The 24541-nt window shown below is 72.2% G+C and carries 22 protein-coding genes; 1 reads left to right on the plus strand and 21 read right to left on the minus strand.

Features of this window, described 5'->3' with window-relative positions; translation table 11 throughout:
* Positions 1 to 3: 3 nt before the first annotated feature.
* A complete protein-coding gene (locus ACX27O_RS20465) occupies positions 4 to 1002 on the minus strand; it encodes a helix-turn-helix transcriptional regulator (RefSeq protein ID WP_210863873.1) in 999 nt (332 codons plus the stop codon).
* 79 nt (positions 1003 to 1081) lie between these two features.
* On the opposite strand from ACX27O_RS20465, the gene ACX27O_RS20470 reads away from it, so the two are divergent.
* Complete coding sequence (locus ACX27O_RS20470) at positions 1082 to 1810, plus strand: alpha/beta fold hydrolase (RefSeq protein WP_458939923.1); 729 nt, start codon at positions 1082 to 1084, stop codon at positions 1808 to 1810.
* Positions 1811 to 1934: 124 nt separating this feature from the next.
* Here ACX27O_RS20470 and ACX27O_RS20475 read toward each other — a convergent pair whose 3' ends face one another.
* From ACX27O_RS20475 to ACX27O_RS20570, 20 genes are all read right to left on the minus strand, one after another.
* A complete protein-coding gene (locus ACX27O_RS20475) occupies positions 1935 to 2438 on the minus strand; it encodes a shikimate kinase (RefSeq protein WP_030335636.1) in 504 nt (167 codons plus the stop codon).
* Entirely contained in the window at positions 2438 to 3616 is a 1179-nt protein-coding gene (gene aroC / locus ACX27O_RS20480; protein WP_030335634.1) for a chorismate synthase, read from the minus strand. The genes ACX27O_RS20475 and aroC overlap by 1 nt, the downstream gene beginning before the upstream one ends.
* 118 nt (positions 3617 to 3734) lie before the next feature.
* The gene (locus ACX27O_RS20485) at positions 3735 to 4658 is read right to left on the minus strand and encodes a glycosyltransferase family 2 protein (RefSeq protein ID WP_030335631.1); all 924 of its coding nucleotides are present in this window, start codon (positions 4656 to 4658) and stop codon (positions 3735 to 3737) included.
* Positions 4655 to 5323 carry a glycosyltransferase gene (locus ACX27O_RS20490; RefSeq protein WP_051708748.1) on the minus strand — a complete coding sequence of 223 codons (669 nt, stop codon included), beginning with the start codon at positions 5321 to 5323 and terminating at the stop codon, positions 4655 to 4657. Before ACX27O_RS20490 ends, ACX27O_RS20485 begins: the two co-directional genes overlap by 4 nt.
* Positions 5320 to 5799, minus strand: a complete 480-nt coding sequence (locus ACX27O_RS20495; RefSeq protein WP_030335627.1) for a glycosyltransferase family 28 protein — start codon at positions 5797 to 5799, stop codon at positions 5320 to 5322. The genes ACX27O_RS20490 and ACX27O_RS20495 overlap by 4 nt, the downstream gene beginning before the upstream one ends.
* A 215-nt stretch (positions 5800 to 6014) precedes the next feature.
* Complete coding sequence (locus tag ACX27O_RS20500) at positions 6015 to 7277, minus strand: hypothetical protein (RefSeq protein ID WP_210866553.1); 1263 nt, start codon at positions 7275 to 7277, stop codon at positions 6015 to 6017.
* Positions 7274 to 8176, minus strand: a complete 903-nt coding sequence (locus tag ACX27O_RS20505) for a sulfotransferase domain-containing protein (RefSeq protein ID WP_030335624.1) — start codon at positions 8174 to 8176, stop codon at positions 7274 to 7276. Before ACX27O_RS20505 ends, ACX27O_RS20500 begins: the two co-directional genes overlap by 4 nt.
* A gap of 8 nt (positions 8177 to 8184) precedes the next feature.
* Entirely contained in the window at positions 8185 to 9822 is a 1638-nt protein-coding gene (locus ACX27O_RS20510) for a lipopolysaccharide biosynthesis protein (RefSeq protein ID WP_458939924.1), read from the minus strand.
* Positions 9819 to 11111: an O-antigen ligase family protein gene (locus tag ACX27O_RS20515; RefSeq protein ID WP_245233722.1), complete on the minus strand. Its 1293-nt coding sequence runs from the start codon at positions 11109 to 11111 to the stop codon at positions 9819 to 9821. Before ACX27O_RS20515 ends, ACX27O_RS20510 begins: the two co-directional genes overlap by 4 nt.
* Before the next feature lie 68 nt (positions 11112 to 11179).
* Positions 11180 to 12778 carry an LPS biosynthesis protein gene (locus ACX27O_RS20520; RefSeq protein ID WP_030335620.1) on the minus strand — a complete coding sequence of 533 codons (1599 nt, stop codon included), beginning with the start codon at positions 12776 to 12778 and terminating at the stop codon, positions 11180 to 11182.
* On the minus strand, positions 12771 to 13286 hold the full coding sequence (locus tag ACX27O_RS20525) for an acyltransferase (RefSeq protein WP_245233720.1): 516 nt from the start codon (positions 13284 to 13286) through the stop codon (positions 12771 to 12773). The genes ACX27O_RS20520 and ACX27O_RS20525 overlap by 8 nt, the downstream gene beginning before the upstream one ends.
* A 131-nt stretch (positions 13287 to 13417) precedes the next feature.
* Positions 13418 to 15355, minus strand: a complete 1938-nt coding sequence (locus tag ACX27O_RS20530) for a hypothetical protein (protein ID WP_210857831.1) — start codon at positions 15353 to 15355, stop codon at positions 13418 to 13420.
* 222 nt (positions 15356 to 15577) lie between these two features.
* On the minus strand, positions 15578 to 17284 hold the full coding sequence (locus ACX27O_RS20535) for a glycoside hydrolase (protein ID WP_030335615.1): 1707 nt from the start codon (positions 17282 to 17284) through the stop codon (positions 15578 to 15580).
* 117 nt (positions 17285 to 17401) lie between these two features.
* On the minus strand, positions 17402 to 18229 hold the full coding sequence (locus ACX27O_RS20540) for a shikimate dehydrogenase (protein ID WP_030335613.1): 828 nt from the start codon (positions 18227 to 18229) through the stop codon (positions 17402 to 17404).
* Positions 18229 to 19422, minus strand: coding sequence for an endolytic transglycosylase MltG (gene mltG, locus ACX27O_RS20545; protein ID WP_210857832.1), 1194 nt, complete (start codon positions 19420 to 19422; stop codon positions 18229 to 18231). Before mltG ends, ACX27O_RS20540 begins: the two co-directional genes overlap by 1 nt.
* Positions 19422 to 19880 (minus strand): Holliday junction resolvase RuvX, encoded by a 459-nt coding sequence (ruvX, locus tag ACX27O_RS20550; protein ID WP_124857577.1) that lies wholly within the window; start codon positions 19878 to 19880, stop codon positions 19422 to 19424. Before ruvX ends, mltG begins: the two co-directional genes overlap by 1 nt.
* Before the next feature lie 72 nt (positions 19881 to 19952).
* Positions 19953 to 22631, minus strand: coding sequence for an alanine--tRNA ligase (gene alaS, locus ACX27O_RS20555; RefSeq protein ID WP_030335607.1), 2679 nt, complete (start codon positions 22629 to 22631; stop codon positions 19953 to 19955).
* The gene (locus ACX27O_RS20560; protein WP_030335605.1) at positions 22628 to 22933 is read right to left on the minus strand and encodes a hypothetical protein; all 306 of its coding nucleotides are present in this window, start codon (positions 22931 to 22933) and stop codon (positions 22628 to 22630) included. The genes alaS and ACX27O_RS20560 overlap by 4 nt, the downstream gene beginning before the upstream one ends.
* 26 nt (positions 22934 to 22959) lie before the next feature.
* Positions 22960 to 23424 carry a DUF948 domain-containing protein gene (locus tag ACX27O_RS20565; RefSeq protein ID WP_030335603.1) on the minus strand — a complete coding sequence of 155 codons (465 nt, stop codon included), beginning with the start codon at positions 23422 to 23424 and terminating at the stop codon, positions 22960 to 22962.
* Positions 23425 to 23573: 149 nt separating this feature from the next.
* Complete coding sequence (locus tag ACX27O_RS20570) at positions 23574 to 24248, minus strand: hypothetical protein (RefSeq protein WP_210857835.1); 675 nt, start codon at positions 24246 to 24248, stop codon at positions 23574 to 23576.
* Positions 24249 to 24541 lie beyond the last annotated feature (293 nt).

Genomic DNA, 24541 nt, shown 5'->3' on the forward strand with positions numbered 1-24541 from the left:
AGCCTAGTCCAGTGGGCGGCGCGGCGACGGCGGCTGTCCACCTGCTGGCCGGGCCGCCCAGTCGGCCAACCGGCGGGCGTGCTCGGCCACCGCGACGCGCAGCGCGTCCGGACGCCGCACGGTGAACGGACAGCCCAGCCCGGCGAGCAGCGCGGCCATCCCGGGCAGGCTCTCCGCCCGGGCCCGCAGCAGCACCCCGTCGGTGGTGACGGTCAACTCGGCCACGCTGGGCGGGATCCGGCGGCGGGCGGCCACCAGGTCGGTCTCCAGCACCACCTCGACCTCGTGCGGGTACGGCACCCCGGCCAGCGACCGGGTCACAAAGGCCACCGCCTCGAAACCGTCCGGCACGGTGAACGTCGCCAGGCCGGGCGTCACCGCGCCGATCCGGTCCAGCCGGAAGGTCCGGACCTCCCCGCGCCGGTGATCATGGCCGGTGACGTACCAGCGGCCGGCGTGGAAGACCAACCCGTACGGGTCGAGCTCGCGGTGCGATCGTTCGCCCCGCCAGGAGCGGTAGTCCAGCGCCACCCGCTGCCGGTGCCGGGCGGCCGAGGCCAGCGCGAGCAGGGTGCCCGACGCCGGTCCGCGTTCCGCTTCCGGGCGACGCAGGGTGAAGCCCAGATGCTCCTGGACGGCAGCGAGCCGGTCGGCGAGCGCCGCCGGCAGCACCCGGCGAATCTTCGCCAGCGCGCTGGCGGTGGCGGGCTGCTCGGTGGCGAGCCCGACCCGTTCGGCGACGACGAGGCCGAGCAGCACGGCCACCGCCTCGTCGTCGGTGAGCATCAGCGGCGGCAGCTTGTAGCCGGGGTGCAGCCGGTAGCCGCCGTGGCGACCCCGGTCGGCGGTGACGGGGATGCCCAGCTCGACAAGCGTTGTCGCATACCGGCGCACGGTCCGCTCGTCCACACCGAGCAGGCCGGCGAGGTCAGCAGCCGTCGACCGGTGCCGGCCCTGCAGCAGTTCCAGCAGGGCCAGCACCCGACCTGCGGGATGTGACACGGGACACTCCTCCAAACCGGGCGGATCCTGTCCGGATTCGATCGTACGGTCTAGCGGTAACCGAGCAAAGGAGCGACAGATGGCGACATTCGTGCTGGTCCCGGGGTTCTGGCTGGGCGCCTGGGCGTGGCGGGACGTGACCGCCGCGCTGCGGTCGCAGGGGCACGAGGTCCACCCGATGACACTGACCGGGCTGGCCGAACGCGACCACCTCGCCGGGCCCCAGGTCAGCCTGGACACGCACACCACCGACATCGTCCGGCTGATCGAGGTCGAGGACCTGCGCGACGTCCTGCTGGTCGGGCACTCCGGCGGCGGGATGCCGGCAGCCCAGGCCGCGGACCGCGTCCCGGACCGGATCGCCCGGGTCGTCTATGTGGAGAGTGGACCGTTGCCGGACGGCACGGCGCAGTTCGACACGCTGCCGCCGGAGGAGCAGCAGCGGCTGCGCGAGGCGATCGGCACCGGGCACCTGCTGCCGCCGCCCGCCTGGGAACCGGCCGCCGACCCGACCAACCTGGCCGGCCTCGACGAGTCGACGCTCGCGCTGCTGCGCACCCGGGCCACCCCGCAGCCGCTGCGGACCGCCACCGACCCGGTCCGACGCACCGGCGGGCGCTCGGTGCCGACCGCGCTGGTCGCCAGCACCATCCCGCTCGACGTGGTGCGGCAGATGATCCGACAGGAGCACCCGTTCTTCACCGAGCTGACCGACGGCCAGCTGCACGGGTTGCCCACCGGGCACTGGCCGATGCTCAGCGAGCCGAAGGCCCTCGCCGACATCCTCGACCAGATCGCCCGCAGCTGACCCAGACCCCTCCCCTCTTGCGCCGATCTTGCACTTCCGGTTGGCGACATGGACGCAACTGCCCCTTATGCCGGGGCAGAAAGTGCAAGATCGGCGCAAGAGGGGGGCGACGACGACGGGGGGGTTAGCGCGGGAGCAGGGCGGTGAGCTCGGCGACGACCTCGGCCGGGGTTCGGCCGTCGGTGATCACCGTCTCGGTGGCCACCTCGGCGTAGAGCGGCCGGCGCTGGTCCAGCAGGTGCTTGAGGGTGGCCCGCGGGTTGATCGCCAACAGCGGGCGTCCGGCGCCGAGCCCGACCCGCTTCACCGCGTCGGGCAGCTCGACCGAGAGGTGCACCACCCGGTGCCCGATCAGCGCGGCCCGGGTCTCCTCGGCCAGCACCGCGCCGCCGCCGAGGGCGAGCACTCCGGTGCCGGCGGCCAGCGCCGCGGCCACGGCGGCCCGCTCCAGGGTACGGAAGTGCGCCTCACCCTCGTCGATGAAGATCTCCGGAATCGGCTTACCGGCCATCTGCTCGATGTCGATGTCGGTGTCCCGGAACTCCACGCCGAGCGTCGCGGCGAGCGCCCGCCCGACGGTGGTCTTGCCGCAACCGGGCGCGCCGACCAGCACGACCACCGGTGCCATCAGCGGATGACCAGCGCGTCGAGGTAACCGGCCACGTTGCGGCGGATCTCGGTGACCGAGTCACCGCCGAACTTCTCGGTGGCCGCCTCGGCGAGCACCAGCGCCACCATCGCCTCGGCGACCACCGCCGCGGCGGGCACCGCGCACACGTCGGAGCGCTGGTTGATGGCGGTGGCCGGCTCGCCGGTGGCGACGTCCACGGTGGCCAGCGCCCGGTTCAGCGAGGAGATCGGCTTCATCGCGGCGCGGACCCGCAGCGGCTCACCGGTGGTGATGCCGCCCTCCAGCCCGCCGGCCCGGTCGGTGACCCGGCGCACGCCGGTCGCCGACGGGATGATCTCGTCGTGCGCCTCCGAGCCACGGGATCGGGCCTGCTGCCAGCCGTCACCGATCTCCACGCCCTTGATCGCCTGAATGGACATCAGCGCGGTGGCCAGCCGGGCGTCGAGCTTGCGGTCCCACTGCACGTGGCTGCCCAACCCCGGCGGCACCCCGTACGCCAGCACCTCGACCACGCCACCGAGGGTGTCGGCGGCCTTCTTCGCGGCGTCGACCTCGGCGACCATCAGGGCGCTGGCCTCCGGGTCGAGGCAGCGCAGCGGGTCGGCGTCGATCCGGGCGGTGTCCGACGGAGTGGGGCGCAGCCCCGGCTTCGCGGCCACCGGGCCCAACTCGACGACGTGCGAGACGATCTCGATGCCGAGCGCCTGCCGGATCAGCGCCTTCGCGACAGTGCCGACCGCCACCCGGGCGGCCGTCTCCCGGGCGCTGGCGCGCTCCAGGATCGGCCGGGCGTCGGTGTGGCCGTACTTCTGCATGCCGGCCAGGTCCGCGTGGCCCGGCCGGGGGCGGGTCAGCGGGGCGTTGCGCGCCTGGCGGGCCAGCTCGTCCGGGTCGACCGGGTCGGCGGCCATCACGGTCTGCCACTTCGGCCACTCGGAGTTGCCGACCCGGATCGCCACCGGGCTGCCCAGGGTGACGCCGTGCCGCAGGCCGCCGAGCAGCTCGACCTCGTCCCGCTCGAACGACATCCGGGCACCCCGGCCGTAACCCAGCCGGCGACGGGCCAGCTCGTCGGCGATCTCGGTGGTGGTCACCTCGATGCCGGCCGGCACCCCCTCCAGCATCGCGACGAGGGCGGGACCGTGCGATTCACCTGCAGTCAGCCAACGCAACACAGCGGTCAGTCTGTCACGGCCCGCCACCGGCGCGGCACGCTCCCCGGACCGTCCCGCCCAGCGGACGCCGCCGCCCGCTGAGCCGGACGTCCTGTGCCCCGCACCCGTCGACGGCGGCTCAGATCCCCCGACCGCGCTTGTGCAGGGTGCGTAGCACCGCGTCGGCCCGGACCACCCGACCGGCGACGGCGAGGGCCAGGTAGGCGCGCGGCTCCCGGGGGTTGCTGCGCAGGGTGCGCCGGGCCCAGCGCAGCGCGCCCCGGCGGTCGCCGGCGGCGGCCTGGGCGAACGCGATCTGCCCTGCCACCCGGGCTTCGCCGGCCGGTTGACCGGCGAACTCCGGATAACGCCGCAGCAACCACTGCAACGCCTCCGAGATGGTGTCCCAGCGCTGCGCGAAGTACGAGCGCTTGTGCCAGCGGACCAGCACCGACGGCGTCCGCAGGTTGATCAGCGGCGCGCTGCGCGCGGCCCGCAGCAGGAACTCGTAGTCCTCCGCGTAGCTGCCCGGAATCTCCTCGTCGACCAGCCCGAACCCGTCGCGCAGCGCGGTGGCGCGGATCAGGAAGGTCGACGGGTGCAGCTCCGTCATCCGGTCGCGCAACAGGTCGTCCAGGGTGATCCGGTCCTTGTCGAGCACCCGGTCGACGGTGTGCCCGTCATAGGTGACCCGGATGCCGCAGCAGACGAACTCGGCGGCCGGATCACCGGCCAACGCGTCGACCTGGGCGGCCAGCTTGCCGGGCAGCCACTCGTCGTCGTCGTCGCAGAACGCGACCAGCTCACCCTCGGCCGCGAGGGTGCCGCTGTTGCGCGCCCCGGCCAACCCGGCGGTACGGGTGTTGCTGATCACGCGTACCACGCGGGTCGGGTCGCTGCCCAGCGCTGTCAACGACTCGTCGGGCGCGGACTGGTCGAACACCACCACGACCTCGATCGGGCCCGGGTAGTCCTGCGCCAGGATCGCGCGCACCGCCGCCCGCAGCAGCTCGGGGCGGTCCCGGGTGGGCACCACGACGCTGACGCTCGGCTGCTGGGTCATCGAATCTCCTCCGTACCCGGACGCGGCCGGGACCAGGCCCGCCACCGGGGTGGGCGCGGGGTCGAACGGGCCACCAGGTCGTCGATGATCTGCCCGACCCGGGCCACCGCCGCCCGTTGTGCCTCGTGTGCCTGCGGGTCGGCGGCCACCGCGTACCGGGATGGGTCGGCCACCCCTGCGGTCAGCGCGTCGTGCAGCGCCTCCCGGGTCTCGCAGAGCGCCACCAGCCCGGCGGCGCCGAGCCGGCGGGCGAAGAGAAGCTGATGGTTGTCGACGTGCTCACCGCGAGCCGGGTCGCGGGGCACCACGATGGGCAGGTGGCCGTGCCGGCGGGCCTCCAGGATGGTCGCCGGGCCACCGTGGCAGACCACCAGGTGCGCGTCGCTCATCGCCTGTTGCAACGCGTCGTGACCGAGGAACGCCACCGCGCCGGGCACCTGGGGCGCGCGGGTGTGCCCGTGCTGGACGGTCAGCCCGATCGGGACGGCGGCCTGCGTGTGCCACTGCGCCAGCCAGTCCACGAGCCGGTCGAACTGGTGCTTGTCGGTGCCCACCGCCACCAGCAGTCGCAGCTGGGCGACCGCCGAGCTGTCGCGCTGGCGCGGCAGGCGGGCCGCCTCGGTGCTCGGTTGCGGACGCCAGGCGGTGCCCGTCTCCCCCGTCACAGCAGCGTCCCGACGACTGTCGCCTCGGGGTACTGCCGGCGCTGCTCGTCCCACTGCACGAGCATCGCGGACAGGAACGGCCGGCAGAGCCGGGCGGTGAGCGTCGGGGTGTCGATCCGGTCGTACACCTCGATGTAGACGGTCGGGATGCGCCGCAACCGGGCCAGCACCACGAACGGCACCGCCACCCCGGCGCCGGTGGTGACCACGGCGGCGACCCGCCGCGCCCGCAGCACACGCCAGGCCAGCAGCGCGTTGCGCAGCAGGTTCGGCACGTTGCGGGTGGTCGGGTGGTGTGCCGGCACCAGGTCCTCGCCGGCCAGCAGCGACACCGCCTCCGGGGTGTCGAAGGTGACCCAGCAGCGCCGCCACCGTTCGTACCAGGGCCGCAAGGCCAGTAGTTGGGCCAGGTGCCCGCCGCTGGAGCCGACCAGCAGCAGCACCGGTGCCCCACTGTCGTCGTTGTTCGTGTCCACGCGACTCCCCACAAGTTCGCTTGGAATTTCAGTTCACGCCAGGCAGAAGCAGATCACACGATCCCCGGTCGTTGAATAGAGCGACCGGCCGAGATGACGATCTCCGCAGCAGGTGGTGCGGGCGCACCGAACGTCCGAGGTCCATCGATCGTCATGACCACCTGCGATTTTGTCGTTACTCTGCGGCGTGCCTGCGCCGCCGCGATTCCTCCCGATCAGCCGCTATGTCTTTTCTCGATGACGTCCAACAGTGCGGGATGCAGTGCGGCGTTCCAGCCCGCGCCCGCGTCGGCCAGCCGCCAGGTCCGCAACCACATCTCCACCAGGTACGCGTCGGCGACGAGCCGGCGCTGCGCCGCGTCGAGACCGAGCCGCTCACCGTGCCGGCTCAGATACCCGTCGACGGCCGACGCGGCGACCTCCGCCGGCTCCCCCCGCAGCACGAGCGCGCGCTGGAACGCGTCGTGCGCCAGGTCGAAACCGACCGGCACGTCCGGCCCGCTGTGCTCCCAGTCCCAGGCGACCAACCGGCCGGCGTGCCAGCCCAGGTTCCACGGCACCCAGTCGCCGTGCCAGTGACCGAACTCGACACTGGTGTCGCCGTGCCGGCGGGCCAGCGCGCAGACCGCGGCGACCGCCCGCGCACCGCCCGGCTCGGTCGCCGCGGCCCGGCCGGCCTGATCGCCCAGCCGGTGCAGGAAGGCCGAGTCGAGCAGCGGACGAGGGGTGCCTGCCGGGCCGCCGCGCCGGGCGACGGCGAGCAGCGCGGCGATCCGTGGTGGGTCGTCCACCGGCACACCGCGAACCGCGGGAGGCAACGGCTCGATCACCGCGACCACCTGGCCCGCCCAGGACACCTCGGCGAGCAGCCTCGGCGGCGTCGGGTGGTCGGCGACGTCGGCCACCGCGGGCAACGCCCGCAGCGCCGCCGCCTCCGCGCTGACCAGCGCGCGGGTCGCGTCATTCCAGCCGATCTTCGCGTAGCCGCGCGGACGCCCGTCGGCGTCGAAGAGCTGCAGGGTGGGCTTGCCGTTCGGGTCGGGTGGGCGGACCCCGAAAGCGGCCAGCAGTGGCGTGTCACCCAGGTCGGCGGAGAGCCGCTCGCTCAGCAGCAGGTCCGCGGCGGGCACCCCGGCCGGCACCGTGACGGTCAACGTCGGGAAGGGCGCGAGCCCCACCCGACCCAACCGGGCCAACCCGCCGAGCACCGCCCGCAGCGCGCGCACCTTCGGTGGCCGCAGGGCGTTGTACGCCAGCAGGGACGCCGCCCCGGCCCGGGGCGCGCCCAACGGCACCAGGAACCGGGCCCGGTCGACCGACGGCACCACCGCGTACCGGGCCACCGCCCGGTGACCGGCCGGCGGGGCGCCCGCCACGGTCAGGCCGACCCGGTCGTCCGGGAAGACCGCGCGGCTCACCCAACCCAGGCCGTCCCCCCGGGAGCGCGGGTCGGTGGCCGGGCCCGCCTGGGTCGTCACGCCGCCCGGTCCGCCCAGTCGAGGTCCAGCCCGAGCCGCTGGCGCAACGCGTCGTTGTACGGCCGGTAGTAGTCGGTCAGCTCAGCGCGGACCGTCGGCTCCAACGGCGCCGAACGTCGATCGTTGTAGACCTTGAAGTTGGGCAGGTCGTACGCCGGCAGACCGAGGAAGTCCAGGGTGCGCCGGTAGGTCGCGCGAGAGTCGCGGTACAGGTCCTCGCTGGGCAGGAAGAGGATCTGCTGCCGGTCGAAGCGCTCCAGCCACGGCTCCAGGTGCTCCAGGTAGCGCCCCCGGGCCCGGTACGTGTACCAGTCGTACGGCTCGCTGAACGACTCCGGTTCGGCGATCAGCCGTTCCCGCTCCCCCGCCGTACGCTCCGGCTCGGCGGCGAGGGCGGCGGCGAAGTCCAGTGGTTCGATGCCGTGGGTGCGGCGTTCCTTCCAGTGCGAGTACGCCCGCTCCACCGGGTCCCTCAGCAGCACGATGAGCTTCACCGTCGGCATCAGCGCGGCGACCCGCTGCGCGGCGAGCGGGTGGAACATGTACAGCGGGGCGGCCTCACCGACCCGGACCGGCCCACCGTGCCGCTTGGCCAGGGCGTCGCGTTGCCGCTCGGTCGGGAAATGCGAGCGGTACCAGGCTTCGCCGCGACCCCAGTGCTCCTCGAAGTAGTGCGCCGACTTGGTGTTCCACGCGGGGAACAGCCGGGGCACCAGCGGATGCTGGATGAGGTAGTTCCACAGCGAGGTGGTGCCGCCCCGTTTGGTCCCGATGATCAGGAAGTCCGGCAGCGGCCGGCGATCGCTGGTGCGAACGCCGTAGTCGACGAGCGACTCCTTCACCCGGGTGGTCACCTGGGTCGGAACCAACTGCTTGACCCGGTCACGCATGGACACCACGACGGACCTCACCTGCCTCTCGTCGATGCCGGGGCGGGTCCGGCGGCCGCGGCCGCGTCGTTCCCTCCACGGATCTGCCTCATGGTCCCCCGGATACCGGCGCGTACCCGGGGCAACGTCAACATGCCGACGCAGCCGGCCAGCAGCACCGCCAGCGCCACCGCGAGGCCGGGCAGACCGCGACCGCCCACCAGTGCGCCGACGCCGGCGGCCAGGCCCACACCGGCGACGGTGGCCACCGCGGCACGCACCATCGCGGCGTCGAACAGTGGCTCCCGAACCACCGACCGGGCGAACCCGGCGGCGGTGAGGTTCTCGGTGGCGATCCCGGCCGCCCAGGCCACCGCCGCGCCCGTCGCGCCGTACAAGGGGATCAGCCAGAGACCCAGCGACACGGTCACCGTCAACCCGGCCACGGCGGCGACCAGGTGCAGGCCGCTGCGCCCGCCCATCAGCAGCAGGCTCTGCACGTTGCCCACTCCGGTGTTGACCAGCATCGCCAGCGCGAGCACCGTCATCGCCGGCACCCCGGCGGTGAACTCCGGCCCGAACAGCTGGAGGAAGGCCAACGCGAAGACCGCCAGCAGCAGGTACACCGGCCAGGACAACACCAGGCCCCAGGTGGTCAGCTGCCGGTGCACGGCCGCCGCGGCGGCCCGCTCGCCCCGCCCGAGCAGTCGGGACAACTGCGGGGACACCGCCACCCGCAGCCCCTGCATGGCCAACTGACCGGCCAGCACGTACCGGCCGACGGCCCCGAACACGCCGGCGTCCGCCGGCCCGGCCAGCGCCGAGGTGAGCAGCACCCCCACCCACATGCTGCCGGCGTCGATGGCCGCCGAGGCGGCCCGGGGCAGCGCGAAGCGCCAGAACGTCAACCAGTCGGCGCGGCGTGGACGCAGCGTCGCCCCCCGGCCCAGCCCGAGCGGGCCGGCGACGAGGGTGAGGCAGACCAGCAGCGCCAACGCCGCCGGCACCAACCAGCCGGTCATGCCGGCGAGCAGACCACCACCGGCCAGCGCGGCGGCGCCGACCAGCACCGGGCGGGCGACCGGCAGCAGCAGGAACTGCACCCCGACGTACGCCCGGATGGGCCGTACGCAGCGCAGCGCCGCCAGCAGCAAAGTCATCGCCACCACCACCGGCACCGCGGCGAACGTGACGGTGAGCAGTGTGTCGCCGCTCGCGCCGGAGCCCTCCAGCAGCCGGGGCGCGAGCGCGTCGGCGGCCAGCACGCCCACACCGGCCACCAGGAGCCCGGCCAGCAGGGGCGGGATCAGCGCCACCGGGAGGATCCGGGCCGCGTCACCGCGCACACCGGCGGTGCGCCGGGGCAGCGCCCACATCAGACCGGTCTCCGCGCCGAGGGTGCAGATCGCGGTGGCCACGGTGACGACACCGATCGCGGCGAAGAACGCGCCCGCGCCGGCCGTGCCGTACCCCCGGGTGATCACGACGGCCAGCACGAACCCGAACAACCCGCTGGTGGCCGCGCCCAGCAGGCCGGCCACCCCGCTGCGCGCGCTGCGGCGGGTCTCGGCCGCGCCGACATCCCCGGCGGGCGACGGTGTGGCCTGGTCCTGGCCGGGGCCGGACGGCGGCCGGCCCTCGTCGGCACCGGCCGGTGGTCGGGTGGCGGCGGTCATGCGGGCACCGTCACGGTGCGCGGGGCCGCCGGCGACGCCCCGACCAGCCGGGTCAGCCGTTCGCGTTCGGTCAACGCCATCGCGAAGGCGACGGCGAAGAACGCGACCGCCAGGTTCTGGTTCGCCATGCCGTAGAACGGGATCTGCACGAGGCAGACCACGGGCACCACCGCCAACCACTGCCCGGCCGCCGATTTCGCCCGCGCGCAGATCACCGCGGCGGCCACGAACCACGCCAGGAAGCAGAGAAGCGCGGGTACGCCATGGCTGAACAGCACCATCCACAACTGCCCCTGGGTGCCGATCGGCGCGGCCGCCGACACGGTGTCGACGTTCACCGGAGCGCCGTAGCCCAACCACGGTGACTCCTGCACCCGGCGGATCACCTCGGTGTAGAGCGAGAGCCGGTCGGTGTTGGTGTCACTGGAGTCGACCCGTCTGCTGATCAGCTCGGTGATGGGAATGAACAGTGTGGCCAGCGCGCCGATCACCACCACCCCGACGATCGACGCGGCCACCCGGACGTTGCCGCGCAGGCTGGCCCGCACCCCGAGCACCGCCAGCCCGGCGCCGAGGCTGAGGAACATCGCCCGGTTGAGGGTGAGGAACGCCGGTGCCAGCGACAGCGGCAGCGACGCCAGCAGCGCCCAGCGCAGCAACCCGCGCGGGCGCAGCATGGCGAAGGCCACCACGCACGGCAGGGTCATGGCGTACGCGCTGCCGTAGTTGTTGGTGTACGCGAACGGCGCCGCCGGCCGGTAGATCGGGTTCAGCGAGCGGGCGCTGTACTCAGCCGTGGTGAGGTGCACCATGTCCTGGATGAACGGGGTGCCGGCCACCCCGCCGGGCAGCAGCACCTCCATCGGGGTCGTCATGGCCAGCCGGGGCACCAGCACCCCGAGCCAGCCCAGCGCGACCAGCCCGAACCAGAACGTGCAGAGCGGGGTGAGCACCGCCACCAGGCTGGAGCGTTCCCGGGCGGCGGCGTAGACGTAGACGCCGACCACCAGCGCGGTCAGGTAGAAGGCCAGGCGCAGGGCGAAGGTGAGCAGCGAGGCGGGCGACGACAGTTGGGTGGCGCTGACCACCACGATGGCGAGGAAGAGCAGCCAGATGCCGGCCGCCGGCGGCAGCGGCACCCGCCCCCGGGTGAGCAGCAACGCGAACAGCAGCGCGCCCAGCAGCGGCCAGCCGAGGTAGAACGCGCCGAGCAGCCACCACAGTGGCACCAGGCCGAACATCATCGACAACGGCCAGAGCGGCAGCTGCGGTGGCGCGGACGGCGGCAGCGGCGCGGCCTGCTCCGGAGCGCCTCCGGACGGTGGTTCGGTCGCCGGGGCGCGGGTCACCGACACGCTCAGGCCCGGCCGTTTCGGGTGAGCACGAAGCCCAGCGGGGTGACGCCGGCGGCGCGCAGCCGCTCCACGAGGCGTCGCAGGTCGCTCTGCCGGGTGCGGTCCCGCTCGACGACCACCACCGCGCTGCCCTGCCGGGCGACGGCCACGCCACGCTCGTCGGACTCCGCCGGAGGGGCGTTGAACAGGACCAGACCGTGATCGGCGCCCTGTCGCCAGGTGCCGAACCGGACACTGCCCACTCCCACGGCAACCTCGTCCGGGGCGACGACGCGATTGTTCTCCGGGCGGGCGGACGACACCCGCGGCAAGGTCAGCGTGGCGTCCGGGTCGGTGGACGGGCGGGCGCCGGGCGGGTGCGGGGAGGGTCGACGGGCGGGGGCGCTGTCAGTGGTGGCACCGGCGGCCGGTGTGCTGCCGGCCGGTCGGGGCTTGGGCACCAGCGGCCGGGACGGGTCGATGGGCAGCCGCCCCCGGTCGGCGAGCACGCTGGCCCGCAGCCGCTCGATCCGGCCGCTGTCGTCGGCGACGAAGACCTCCCGGCCGTCGACGGCGAGCGCCACCGCGAGCCCGGCGGTGAGCGCTGTGGCGTCCTCCCGGGCGCTGAGCAGCGCCACCCGGGCGGGCTGCCGGACGCGCTCGGCGACCGCCATCGCCACGTACCGGACGTCGGCGTCGACCGCCCGGGGGCTGCCCCGGAACGCCGGTCGGCGCACGGTGCCGAGCAACGGCAGGCCGGAGGCCTCCCGGCCGTCGGCGACCGAGCGGACCCGCCGGTCGGTCGACTCCCAGAGGTAGGCCAGCACGATGCCGACCAGGGCGCCACCGAGCAGGCCGGCGACCAGGTAGAGCGGCCGGTGCCCGGCGGAGGTGACCAGCGCCTTCTCGGCGGTCTGGGTGACCCAGCCGGGGTTGACGTCGACGGCCGCGATCTCGGTACGGGCGGCGTTGAGCTGGGTGAGCTGGTTGTTGATCCCGGCCAGCTCGGCCACCAGCGCGTCACCGGCGGCGGTGTCCTTGGCGGTGTTCGCCCGCTTCTGCAACGCGGTCTGCTGGCTGACGACCTTGGTGATGCTGGCGTCGTAGGAGCGCAGCATCTCGGCGCGCTGCTGCTCGTACATGGTCCGGCGCACGCTCAGGTAGGCCTCGGCGGCCATGTTGGCGCTCTGCACCGCCCGGTGCGCGTCGCGCGCCTGGTAGGTGAAGCGCAGGATCTGCCCGCCGGTGGGCACCTCGACCTCGAGCGCGTCGCGGATGTCGCGCGGGTCACCGCCGGCCGACTCGGCGAGCCGCTGCACCACCTCGGTGCCGGTGGCGATGCCGCTCTCCACGTTCATGTTGACCGCGCGGTCGGCGCCCGCGCCGCTGGGGGTGAAGGCGTCGGTGACCACCGGTCGGACCGCGACCACCGCGCTCGCGGACAGCGCCGGCGGCACCAGCAGCACGTAGCTGAGCGCGGCGAGCAGACCGACCAGGGCGACCGCCGCCACCAACCGCAACCGGTGCATCGGCACCCGCAGCAGGTCCGTCAGTGTCACGGCCCGGGAGGTACCGGAGGACGGGCCGTCCGTGGGCCAGGGGGCGGGCGCTGCGTCAGTCATGGAACTTCTTCACCGTCTGTTGAGGATTGCCGACGACCACGACGCCGGGTGGTACGTCCGTGCGGACCACCGTCGCCGCGCCGACGACGCTGTCGCGGCCGACCCGCACGCCCTTCAGGACCAGGGCGTGCGCGCCGACCCAGACGTTGTCCTCAAGGACGATCGGGGCCCGGGTGAGCGGGCCCGGCGGTGCGTGCCGCTGTTCGGGAGGCAGGTTGTGGAAGTCGTTGTCGAGCAGCTCGCAGTCCGACAGGAGGCACCGGTCCCCCACCGTCACGGACGTCCAGGTGCCGATCCAGGTGGCGTTGAGCAGACAGTCCGCGCCGACGCGCACCTCGCCGGGGCCGGCGAAGCGGACGAGCTTGTTCAAGCGGGTGCGGTCACCGATGGTCACCCGCACGCCGCGACGCAGCCGGATCCGGCCACGGATCTCCACGTCCCGGCCGAGTGTCAACCGCCGGTAGCGGAGCCGGTACCAGCCGCGTTTGACCGCGAAGACCAGACGCACCGCGCGTCTCGTTCGGATGCCAGCGGCGCCGAGCAACGACCCTCCCCCACGTCGCGGGGCCGGTGGCGGCGGTAGCCGCCACCGGCCCTACGTGAACAATCTACCGATCCTCCGTTACGAACGGTTGACCCTTACTCTACGGAGAAGAACGTCGATGGGGTAGACCAGGACAACTCGGGCGTCGCGGTGCTGACCACGAACCCGGTGGCACCGCTGACCACAGCGGCCGGCGCGGCCGTCGGATCGAACGCCACACTGCGCAGGTTGCCATCGGTGGCCCCGTAGACGATCCGGCCGTTCACCCAGGCCATCCCCCGCACACCGGACCAGTTCTGCCCGGTGCTCGGCAGTGTGAACTCGGTGGCGCCGAGGTAGTTACCGTCGATCTCGAAGTAGCGGTAGAAGAGACTGTTCGCCCCGGTACGGGTGTAGTAGAGCCTGCCGTCGAGGAAGAAGGCACCGGTGAGCAACGCCGGGTTGTACCAGTCGTTGTAGCCGGACGCCTCCCACGGCGAGCCGATCGCGCCGCCGTTGAAGAGCGAGACGTCGATCCGGCTACCGGTGGGCGTGCCGGCCACCGTGTGCGACCAGTAGATCCGGTCGTCGACCCGCCACGTCGCACCGGCCGCCGTGTACGCGGGCTGGCTGACAGTGGTCGCGGTGCCCAGCGCGGTGCCGTCGAACGGCACCTTCGCCACAGTGCCCGGGGCGGTGCTCAGGTAGAGGTTGCCACTGGTGGCCGACGGGGGGTTCTTCGGGGCGATCGTGCGCCCGCCGGCCAGCGGGAACATGCCCAGCCGGCCGTGGTACTCGTCGCCCATGCCGTCGGAGTTGTGCCCGAAGTAGAGGCCGTCCGAACCACGCCACAGCACCGGTACCGACGAACCCCACGCGGTGGTGCCGGCGGGCATCGACGCGCTGCCACTGCGGCGCGGGTTCCAGTTCACCGGCATGCCGGTCGCCGGAGTGACGGCGGCGATGCCGAGCCGGTCGATCGCCCCGTTGCCGGCGTTGTCGCTGGCGTTCGGGTTGTTCAGCCAGCGGAAGTGCCCGCCCAGGTAGATGATGTTGTCCGCCACCTCCACCGAGGTGATGGTGTCGTTGCCGGTGAAGTCGACCCAGGTGGCGAGCTGGCCACTGCCCCGCGCGGCGGTCTCGAAGCGGACCAGGGCGTCGCAGTAGGCGGACGGCCAGCCCGCGCCGCCGTTGGTGCCGACCACGAACCAACTGCCGTCGCCACCGAACTTCACGTCCTGCACGTAGTGCACGAAGGTCGCCGGCGAGGCGCACGGCGCGACGAACTTCTCGGTGCTCCAGTCCAGCACCGCGGGCGTCCCGGAGACGTCCACCAACGCCATCTGGTTGCGCGGCAGGCCGTTGACGAGCGTGAAGTTGCCGCCGACGACCAGGGTGTCGCCGTCCGGCGCGACGTCGATGGCCCAGACGTACGACGTGGTGCTGTGCCGCCCCACCGTGGCGTCGATGCTGAAGCTCGGGTCGATCGCGCCGGTGGTCGCGTTGAGCCGGCCGAGACCCACGTGCGCGGTGCCGTTGAGCCAGTTGAACGCACCGGCCACGTACAGCCAGTTGCCGGACAGCGCCAGGTCGCGGACCGTGCCACCGTCGGAACGCCCGACCCAGCTGTCGATGATCGCGCCGGTCGACGGGTTGAGCGCCACCAGGTTCTTGCGGGAGACGCCGTTGACGTTCTTGAAGGCGCCGCCGACGATCAGCGTGCCGCCGGGGCCGGCGATGAGGGTGTTGACCGCGCCGTCGAGCACCGGAAGGAAGGTGGTCGACATGGTGCCGGTGGTCCGGTCGTACGCGAAGAGGTAACGCTGCGTGATCCACGCGGAACTGGCGGTCTGCCGGAGCTGGGTGAAGCTGCCGCCGACGAAGACCGTGTTGCCCACCTGCGCGAAGGCGCGGGTTTCACCGTCCCGGGCGTGCGGGGTCGCGTCGGCGGGGTTCGCCGACACCAGCGTCGCCGTCGTCGGGGCCGGCACCACAGCGGCCGACGCGGTGGTGGGCACGCCCAGAGCTGCGGCGATGATCGCCAACGCGACCATCCCCGCCCGAGTACGACGTCGTCCTGCGGAACGCCACAAGTGCGGAAGTATGGGCACGCTGCGCCTCCAGATTGGATGAGAACCCGAGGTAGCGTGCCTCGTCCAGCCTGGTTAACAAAATCCGCCGATTGGGCGGTGCATGAATCCGCAAGCCGACAGAACGCCGGAGGATCGGTTGCGCGACCCCCCGGCGAACGCCGTCCGGTCAGTTCATTCGGGTCGTCAGCGGCTACCTCCGGTGGGTTGCCGCAGGTAGGAGTCCTTGCCGGCCTGCGTGAAGCCCGCCACCGCCGCGGCGTCGTGGTTCATCGTCATGTCACAGGTCGACGTGCGGCTGGTCATACCGGCCGAGTTGAAGTAGATGGCCGCCTTGATCTTCGGGTGCGCTTTCAGCGCCGCTGGGAACTCCTGGAACCAGCGCTGCTTGGCGCCCGGGTCGGCGGAGTTGAAGTTGGTGCCGAACTCGGCGAGCATCCGGGGCTTGCCGGCGCCGATGCCGTTGTCGTCCAGCCAACGGTAGAAGCCACCGATCGTCGTGCTCGGGCTCTTCCACACCGTGCTGCCGTTGCAGACGTGGAAGTTGTACGGGTCGTAGGCGACCCAGTCGACGTACCGGTCACCGGGGTACAGGCCGGCGTACCGGGAGTAGTGCCCCGACCAGCCCATCATCGTCCAGACCCAGACCGCGTTGGTCGCGCCGGCGCTGGCGAACCGCTCGTGGACGTAGCGCCAGGCCCGTACGAAGTCGGCGTCGCTGCCCTTGTTCGGCTCGTCCTCCGGCTCGTGGTCGAAGCCGATGAACACCGGTACGCCGGCGGCCCGGATCCGGCCGGCGACCGCGTCGATCGTCGCGTCCTGCTTGCCTCCGTAGACATCGGACCACTTGAGGGTCGTGCCGGCGGAGAAGTCGCGGGACTCCCAGGCGAAGAACATCAGACGGCCTTCGCGCATCTGCTGCTGTTCGTACACGTCGGGGAAGGCGCCGTTGCTGCCCGAGTTGGAGAAGTCGTGGTAGCGGTGCACGATGTCGAACTTGCGCCCGACCTGCGCCTCCACGTCCGCGACGGCCTTGCCGTGGTCCCAGCCGCCGGCCGCTCCGGCCGGCGAGTACATGCCCCACCAGGCGCCACAGGACGGGACGAGCTTGTCCGAGACGGACCCACACTTGCCGGCCGGCAGGGTGCCGGTGGGGCTCGGGGTCGCCGTCCGGGTCGGGGCGACGGTCGGCGACGGCTTCGGCGCGGCGGTGGTCGGTGACACGCTCGGCGCCGGCGGCGGCGCCGGCCGGGTGGTCGTCACCGGCGACGGCCGGGACCCGAGGTCGTAGCTGATCACCAGGCTGGGTCGCAGGTCCGGGTTGCGGTTCTCGACCGACGCCCAGTAGATCCGGCTCTCCAGGCCGCTCTGCGCCAGCGAGACCGTCCAGGTGCCGTTGCCGGTGACCAGCTTGGAGACGTCCCACTCGTTGACGCCCTTGGACACGCTGGTCACGCTGTCCAGCGCGGCGCCGGCCGGCGTCAGCGGAGGCCGCGACTCGCGGGCACTCAACGGCGACGCGTGCGCCGTCACCGTGGCGGCGAACTGCTGCCAGGCGTGCATCCGCAGCGTCGCCCGGACGTTGACCGCGGCGGCCGGCACGGTGGTCACCGCGAACTCGATGACCGCCTCGCGGCCACCGCGCGGGTTGCCGTCGCAGCGCGTCGCGCAGGTCGCGAGGGTCGTCTTGGCCGCGTTGTCACCGTCCTGCGTCACCGCGGTCGCGGTGGTGTCCGCCGCCGCCCGGATCGACAGGTCGTCGCTGGCCAGCAGCGGCATCATGGTCGCCACGATGCCGGCCACCACCGAACCGCCGACCACGCCGATGGCAATCGCCTTACGCCGGGGTCCGGAACGGAACCGGGTGATGCGGTGCAGTCCGTGCCTGGTCAAGGAAACTCCCTGTGTCTGCGTCCATAACGGTGAGCAGCGTATCGATGACCAGCACAGGTCGCAGGTAGGACAGTTTTCCGTAAGCGCGTCTTAACCGTCAGCTAAGGTGTGGACGCTTCAGCCGGCGCGAGCCGCCGCCAGCGCGGCGGCCATCGCCGCCCTCGGCGCGACCACGCCGGTGAACTGCTCGAACTGCCCGACCGCCTGGGCCAGCAACAGATCCAGGCCCGAGACGATCCGGCAGCCGGCCGCGTCGGCGGCGGTCGCCAGCGGCGTCGGCCACGGGTCGTAGAGCGCGTCGAAGAGCACAGTGCCCGGCCGCCAGGCCACCGCGCCGGCCAGCGGGTCGGCGACGCCCTTCGGCACTGTGGAGACGACCACGTCGGCGGTCGAGAGGTGCCGGGGCGCATCGGCCCATGGGGCGGGCGTCAGCGTGACACCCACGGCGTCGGCCACCGGCCGTAGCTCGTCGACCGCCTCCGGTCGGCGGGCCACCACCGTCACCGCCGAGCAGGCCAGCTGCGCGGCGGCGGCGAGCGCGGCGCGGGCCGTCCCACCGGCACCGAGCACCGTCACGGCGGCACCGGCACTCACCCCGGCGTCGGTGAGGACGTGCACCATGCCGGCGACGTCGGTGTTGTCCGCGTACCAGGAGCCGTCCGGACGGCGTACCAACGTGTTGGCCGCGCCGACGGCGGCGGCGACCGGCGAGGCGGCGTCGGCCACCGCGAGCGCCGCCTCCTTGCCCGGCATGGTCACCGACAACCCGGCCCACTCCGGGCCCAGGCCGACGACCAGATTCGGCAGCTCCGCCGCCGCGCACTCGATCCGGGTGTACGACCACCCGGTCAGTCCCGCCGCCGCGTAGCCGGCGTTGTGAATCACCGGGGAGAGGGAGTGCGCGATCGGTTTGCCGAGCACCGCCGCCCGCCGCCTGAGCGCCATCAGATGATCCCGGCCTCCCGGGCCTTGGCCTCGTTGCGCTGGTGCTGCTCGTACGTCTCGGCGAACTCGGAGTGGCCCTCCTTGTCGATGGCCACGAAGTAGAGCCACTTGCCCGGCGGCGTGTTCATCGCCCCTTCCAGGGCCTCCTTGCCGGGGTTGTTGATCGGGGTGGGGATCATGCCCCGCAGCTTGCGGTTGTACGGGTTCTTCGGGTCGTCCAGCTCGGCCGCGGTCATCTGCTTGGACGACTTGGTCGGCTTGCCGATCGACTCCAGGTAGTAGTTGACGGTGACGTCCATCTCCAGGCAGTTGCAGTTGAACTCGCCGTACGCCCGGTTGTAGGCCACCCGGGCTACCTTGCCCAGGTCGTCCTTGTTGCCCGCCTCGGCCTGGGCCAGTGAGGCCACGATCAGTGCCTCGTACGGGCTGACCTTGCGCTTCTCCTGCACCTGGTCGGCGAACTTCATCTCCCCGGTGACGGAGAGGAAGCGATTCACCATCAGCTTGAGGATGCTCTCCGCGGTGGACTTCGGCGGAATCTCGTAGGTGTCCGGGAAGAGGAAGCCCTCGACGGACTTGACGATCTTCTTACCGTCGTCGCGCTTGAACCACCAGTCCGGGACGCCGAGCGCCTCCGGGTCCTTCGCGGCGGCCTGGAAGTCCTTGACCGGGATCTTGGTCTTCTCGGAGAGCAGCTTGTAGATGTTGAAGCTCGTGCGGCCCTCGGGGATCGTCAGCCCGTTGACGATCTTGTTCTTCAGGTCCAGCATCGCGGCGACGGCGTTCTCACCGCTCATCTGCTTGCGCAGCTTGTACGTGCCCGGCTGGATGTTCTTGCTGCGCGACTCGGCCTCGGCCGCCTCGATGAAGGCCTTCTGGCTCTTCACCACATCGGCCGCCACCAGGGCGTCGGCCATGTCGGCGAGCAGCGCGCCGTTCTTGATCTCGACGGTGATCTCACCGGCCCCGCTGCCGTCGTAGTCGGGGGTGACGAAGTAGTTCTGGATCCGGTCGAAGCCGTAGAACGCGCCGCCGCCGATCGCGCCCAGCAGGACCAGGGCCATCAGCAGTGCCAGGAATGTCTTGCCCCGGCCGCCGCCGGACCCGCTCTTGCGCTTGCGGAAGCCGCGCCGGTGCCGACCCTTCTCCCCCCGCTCCGGCTCGTCGAACCCAAGGTCCAGATCGTCGATCATTACGTCCGCCTCCGCTGCGCGTCCAGCCAGCTCTGCAGGATCTCCACCGCGGCCGCCTGATCGACAACCGCACGTTGACGTTTACCTCGGACGCCACGCTCGGCAAGCCTACGAGAAGCGACCACGGTCGACATCCTCTCGTCAGTGAGCGTTACCGGGACAGGCGCTATCACATCGACCAGTCGGTCAGCGTACGCCTTCACGTGGGCGGCCGCAGGGCCGTGCTTGCCGGCGAGGTTGACCGGAAGGCCGACGACAACCCCCACCGCCTCGTGCTCGGCCACCAACGCGGCCAGCTCGGCGAGGTCGCTCGGCACCGCGTCCGGCGCCGCCGTGAGGTCACGGGCCAGGGTGACCAGCGGCGTCGCCAGGATCCCGTCCGGGTCCGAGCGGGAGACACCCACCCGCACCTGACCGACATCCACGCCGATCCGCACCCCACGCGTCAGCTCAGCCACCGACGGTCACCACCGGCCAGGTACGAACCAGGGCGGACCAGATGGCCCGCCCTGACCCACAGTAATGATTGATCACGCCTCGGTGATCGCCTTCTCGACGGTGAGCAGCAGGTTCGGCGCCTCGGCCGCGGGCAGACCGCCGCCCTGCGCCAGGTCCGGACTGCCACCGCCGCGCCCCGAGAACGCCGCCTTCACCAGATCCGACGCCGCGAGGCCCCGACCGCGCGCCGCCGCGTTGACCGCCACCACCAGGGACGCCTTGCCGTTCGACCGGGCCGCCACCGCGACCACCGCCGGCCGCGCCGGGTCGATCTTGCCGCGGATCTCCTGGGCCAGGGTGCGCACGTCGTTGCCGGCCGCGCCCTCCGGCGCCTCGGTGCCCACGTACGCGACCCCGCGCACGTCCTTGGCCTGGGCCGCGAGCGCCGCCGCGCCACCCAGCACCAGCTGGGCGCGCAGCTTCTCCAGCTCCTTCTCGGCGTCGCGCAGCTGGGTGACGGTCTGCTCCACCCGGTCGGCGACCTGGTCGTTGGGCACCCGGTACAGCTCGGCCAACCGGGAGACCAGCAGGTGCTCCTTGGCCAGGAAACCGAACGCGTCCATGCCGACCAGCGCCTCGACCCGGCGGACACCGGAACCGATCGACGACTCGGAGAGGATCTTCACGAGGCCGAGCTGGGCCGAGCGGGCCACGTGCGTGCCGCCGCACAGCTCCCGGGCGTAGTCACCCACCTCGACGACCCGCACCTCCTCGCCGTACTTCTCGCCGAACAGCGCCATCGCGCCGATCCGCCGCGCCTCGTCCAACGAGGTGATGAAGGCGTGCACCTCCAGGTCGGCCAGCAGCACCTCGTTGACCTGCTGCTCCACGTCACGCAGGACGCTCGGCGACACCCCCGTCGGGGTGTTGAAGTCGAACCGGAGCCGACCGGGGGCGTTCAGCGACCCGGCCTGGGTGGCCGACTCACCGAGGAAGTTCCGCATCGTCTGGTGCACCAGGTGGGTGGCGGTGTGCGACCGGGAGATCGCCCGCCGCCGGGTCGTGTCGATCTCGGCGAAGCCGGCCTCACCGGCGCGTACCTCACCCCGGATCACCCGGGCCCGGTGCACGATCAGGCCGGGCACCGGCTGCTGCACGTCGAGCACCTCGACCTGCCCGCCACCGACCGTGATCATGCCCTGGTCGGGCTGCTGGCCACCGCCCTCGGCGTAGAACGGGGTGGTGTCCAGCACCAACTCAATGGTGTCACCCTCGGTCGCCGCCTGGCGCGGGCCGTCGGCGCCGAGCAGCGCCCGCACCGTCGACTCGCGGGACACCTCGCTGTACCCGGTGAACGTCACCGGCCCACCCGCGTCGAGCACCGAACGGTACGCCGACAGGTCCACGTGCCCCGTCTTGCGGGCCTGCGCGTCCGCCTTCGCCCGGGTCCGCTGGTCGGCCATCAGCCGCCGGAAACCCTCGTCATCGACAGTGAGGCCCTGCTCGGCAGCGATCTCCAGGGTCAGATCGATCGGGAAGCCGTACGTGTCGTGCAGCTGGAACGCCTTCGCACCGGACAGGGCGGAGCCGCCCGCCGTGCGGGTCTCCGCGATCGCGGTGTCCAGGATCGTCGTCCCCGCCCGCAGGGTGGACAGGAACGCCTCCTCCTCCGCGTACGCGTAATCCGCGATCCGGTCGAAGTCGGTCGCCAGCTCCGGGTACGACGGGGACATGCAGTCGCGGGCCACCGGCAGCAGCTCGGGCAGCGCCCGGTCCTGCCAGCCGAGCAGCCGGATCGACCGGATCGCCCGACGCATGATCCGGCGCAGCACGTACCCGCGACCCTCGTTCGACGGGGTCACCCCGTCGCCGATCAGCATCAACGCCGTCCGAACGTGATCGGCGATCACCCGCAGCCGGACGTCGTCCGGGTGCGACTCGCTGGCCACGTGCCCGGAGTGCGCGCCGTACCGCTTACCGGTCAGCTCCGCCGCCCGGGTCAGGATCGGCCGGACCTCGTCGATCTCGTACAGGTTGTCGACGCCCTGCAGGATCGAGGCCATCCGCTCCAGGCCCATGCCGGTGTCGATGTTCTTCGCCGGCAGGTCACCCAGGATCGGGTAGTCCTCCTTGGTGGTACCAGGGCCCCGCTCGAACTGCATGAAGACGAGATTCCAGTACTCCATGTAGCGGTCCTCGTCGACCGCCGGCCCGCCCTCACGGCCGTACTCCGGGCCCCGGTCGTAGAACAGCTCCGACGACGGGCCGCACGGCCCGGGGATGCCCATCGACCAGAAGTTGTCCGCCTTGCCCCGGCGGACGATCCGCTCGGCGGGCACCCCCACCGACCGCCAGATCTCGTACGCCTCGTCGTCGTCGAGGTAGATCGTCGGCCAGATCCGATCCGGATCGAGCCCGTAACCACCCTCGGCGATCGGCTTCGTGGACAACTCCCACGCCAGGGGGATCGCCCCGGCCTTGAAGTAGTCACCGAAGGAGAAGTTGCCGTTCATCTGGAAGAACGTGCCGTGCCGGCTGGTCTTGCCGACCTCGTCGATGTCCGGGGTGCGGATGCACTTCTGCACGCTGACCGCCCGCTGGTACGCGGGAGTCTGCTGACCCAGGAAGTACGGGACGAACTGCACCATGCCGGCGTTGACGAACAGCAGGTTCGGGTCGCTGATGGCGGGCAGCGGAGCGGACGGCACCACGGTGTGGCCATTCGCCTCGAAGTGCGCGAGGTACCGCCGCTTGATCTCCGCCGTCTTCATCGCTGGTGTTCCTCCGGAAAGATTTCTCGATCGCCGATCCGCGGGTCTTCCCGCAGGTCGGCGAACTGATCGTCGAACGCCTCGCCCTGGGCGAACGCCTGGTGGATCTCCTGCTCGCGTTCGGCCATCCCGACCCGGACGTCCTCCACGAAACTACGCAGCGACTCAACGAGGCCGCCAGCGGATTCCGTCAGCGAGCTGGCGATGCCGGCCGGCGTGTACGCCTGCGCGGTCCGGGTCGCCCGACGTACCACGATCACGCCGACGGCCACTCCGACGCCGAGCCAGAACAAGCGCTTCATGTCCCGCTACCCCCTGGTCCGGCCGGTCAGCTGTTGCCGCGTCGCGCGGCCCGTCGCTGCTGCTTGATGGTGTCGCGCACCTGGCGCTCGGTCTCGGCGTGCCGGCGGCCGGCGGCGGCCTTCCGCACGCCGTAGCCGAACGCGGCCACCTTGACCAACGGGTTGGCAGCCGCGGCGGAGACGACGGTGGCCAGGTTGGCGACGTTGGCGGTGACGTTCTGCGCGTGGCTGGTCATGGTGTCGACCTTCGCCAACTGCAGGTTCACCCCGTCGAGCGAGGTCTGCACCTGCTCCAGCGCGGTGTTGACGTTCTTCACAGTGGTGTTCACGTCGCCGAGCAGCGGCGCCGTCCGATCATTGAGGTCGTTGATCATGCGGGTGGTGGCGTCAACCGTGTGCCGCAGCCGCAGGATGGGCAGCGTCAGGATGAGCACCAGCACCGCGAACGCGGATGCCGCGATCAGCGCCGCGATCGCTCCAATGTCGCCCATGCCTGTCCTCCTCATGCAGAGTTCCGCAGGACCCGACGTCCTCGGAACGCACCACCATGACACCCGGGCCGGCCGCCGAGCCGTCGGCGTTGACCGACGGCGGGCGTGCCCGCCAGCCCCAGACCCTACCGTCCGTGATGGAGACCGGCTCAGGACGGTGAGGGTGTCAGCTCGCCCAGCGGATCCGCACTGACAGTGGGGAACGGATCCTCACCGGTCAGTGACGGGTCGGTGGTCGGCTGCGGCCTGGTCCGCTCGTCGTCGATCGCATTGCGCACCTTCACCGACACCAACGAGCCGGTGCACTCGGTCGCAGCGGCCGACGGGTCACCGGACGGCACGACTGCCGGCTCGCCGTCCACCGGCGGTGGCACGCAGGTCGGCTCGCGGACCCACAGGTCGAGGGTCAGCTCGTCGCGACGCCAGCAGGTGTAGCTGCCCTTCGTCTGCTGCTCCGGGCAGCGGCTCACCTTCCACGGCCGCCACCCGTCCGCACGCAGCGCGTCCTCGTAGACCCGCGCGGTCTCCTCGGGCGCCTTCTCCGAGGTCACGGTCCGCTCCCGCAACCGGCAGTCGATCAGGCACCACCGGCTGCCGCTGACGTCGTCGACGGTCTTCGCGGCCGCCCAACCGGGCACGTTGAGCTGGTCCAGGTTGTCGAAGACCGGGTCACGGCTCAGCGTCCGGAGGCCGAAGAAGAGCGGCACCGCGCCGAGCAGCACGACACTGACCAGCACCAACACCGCCGCGCGGAGGCGGCGTCGTTCCCGGGTCTGCCGGCGTTCCTCGGAACGGGCACCCGGCGCGGCGTCGTCGTCCGGCACGTCCTGGCCGGCCGCGCGCAGCGCCGGTCCGTCGGTGGGCTCCGGCGCCGGCCGGTCGACCGGACCGGACGCGGAGGGCACCACCACGGCGGCGCGCGCCACGCCGACGGGCTCACCGGCACGTCCGGGCGGCGGCACCGGCGCGACACCGCTCGGCTCGGCACGGCCGGGCTCCCGATGCGGGGGCAGGGCCCGCCCGGCGGCACGGTCGGCCGGCGCGGGTCGGCCCACCGACGCACCGCCACGGGCCGGACCCGCCGGCCCCGGCTCACCGGTGGTCCGCTCGTCGGTGG

It is taken from the genome of Micromonospora sp. SD19 (assembly GCF_054462275.1).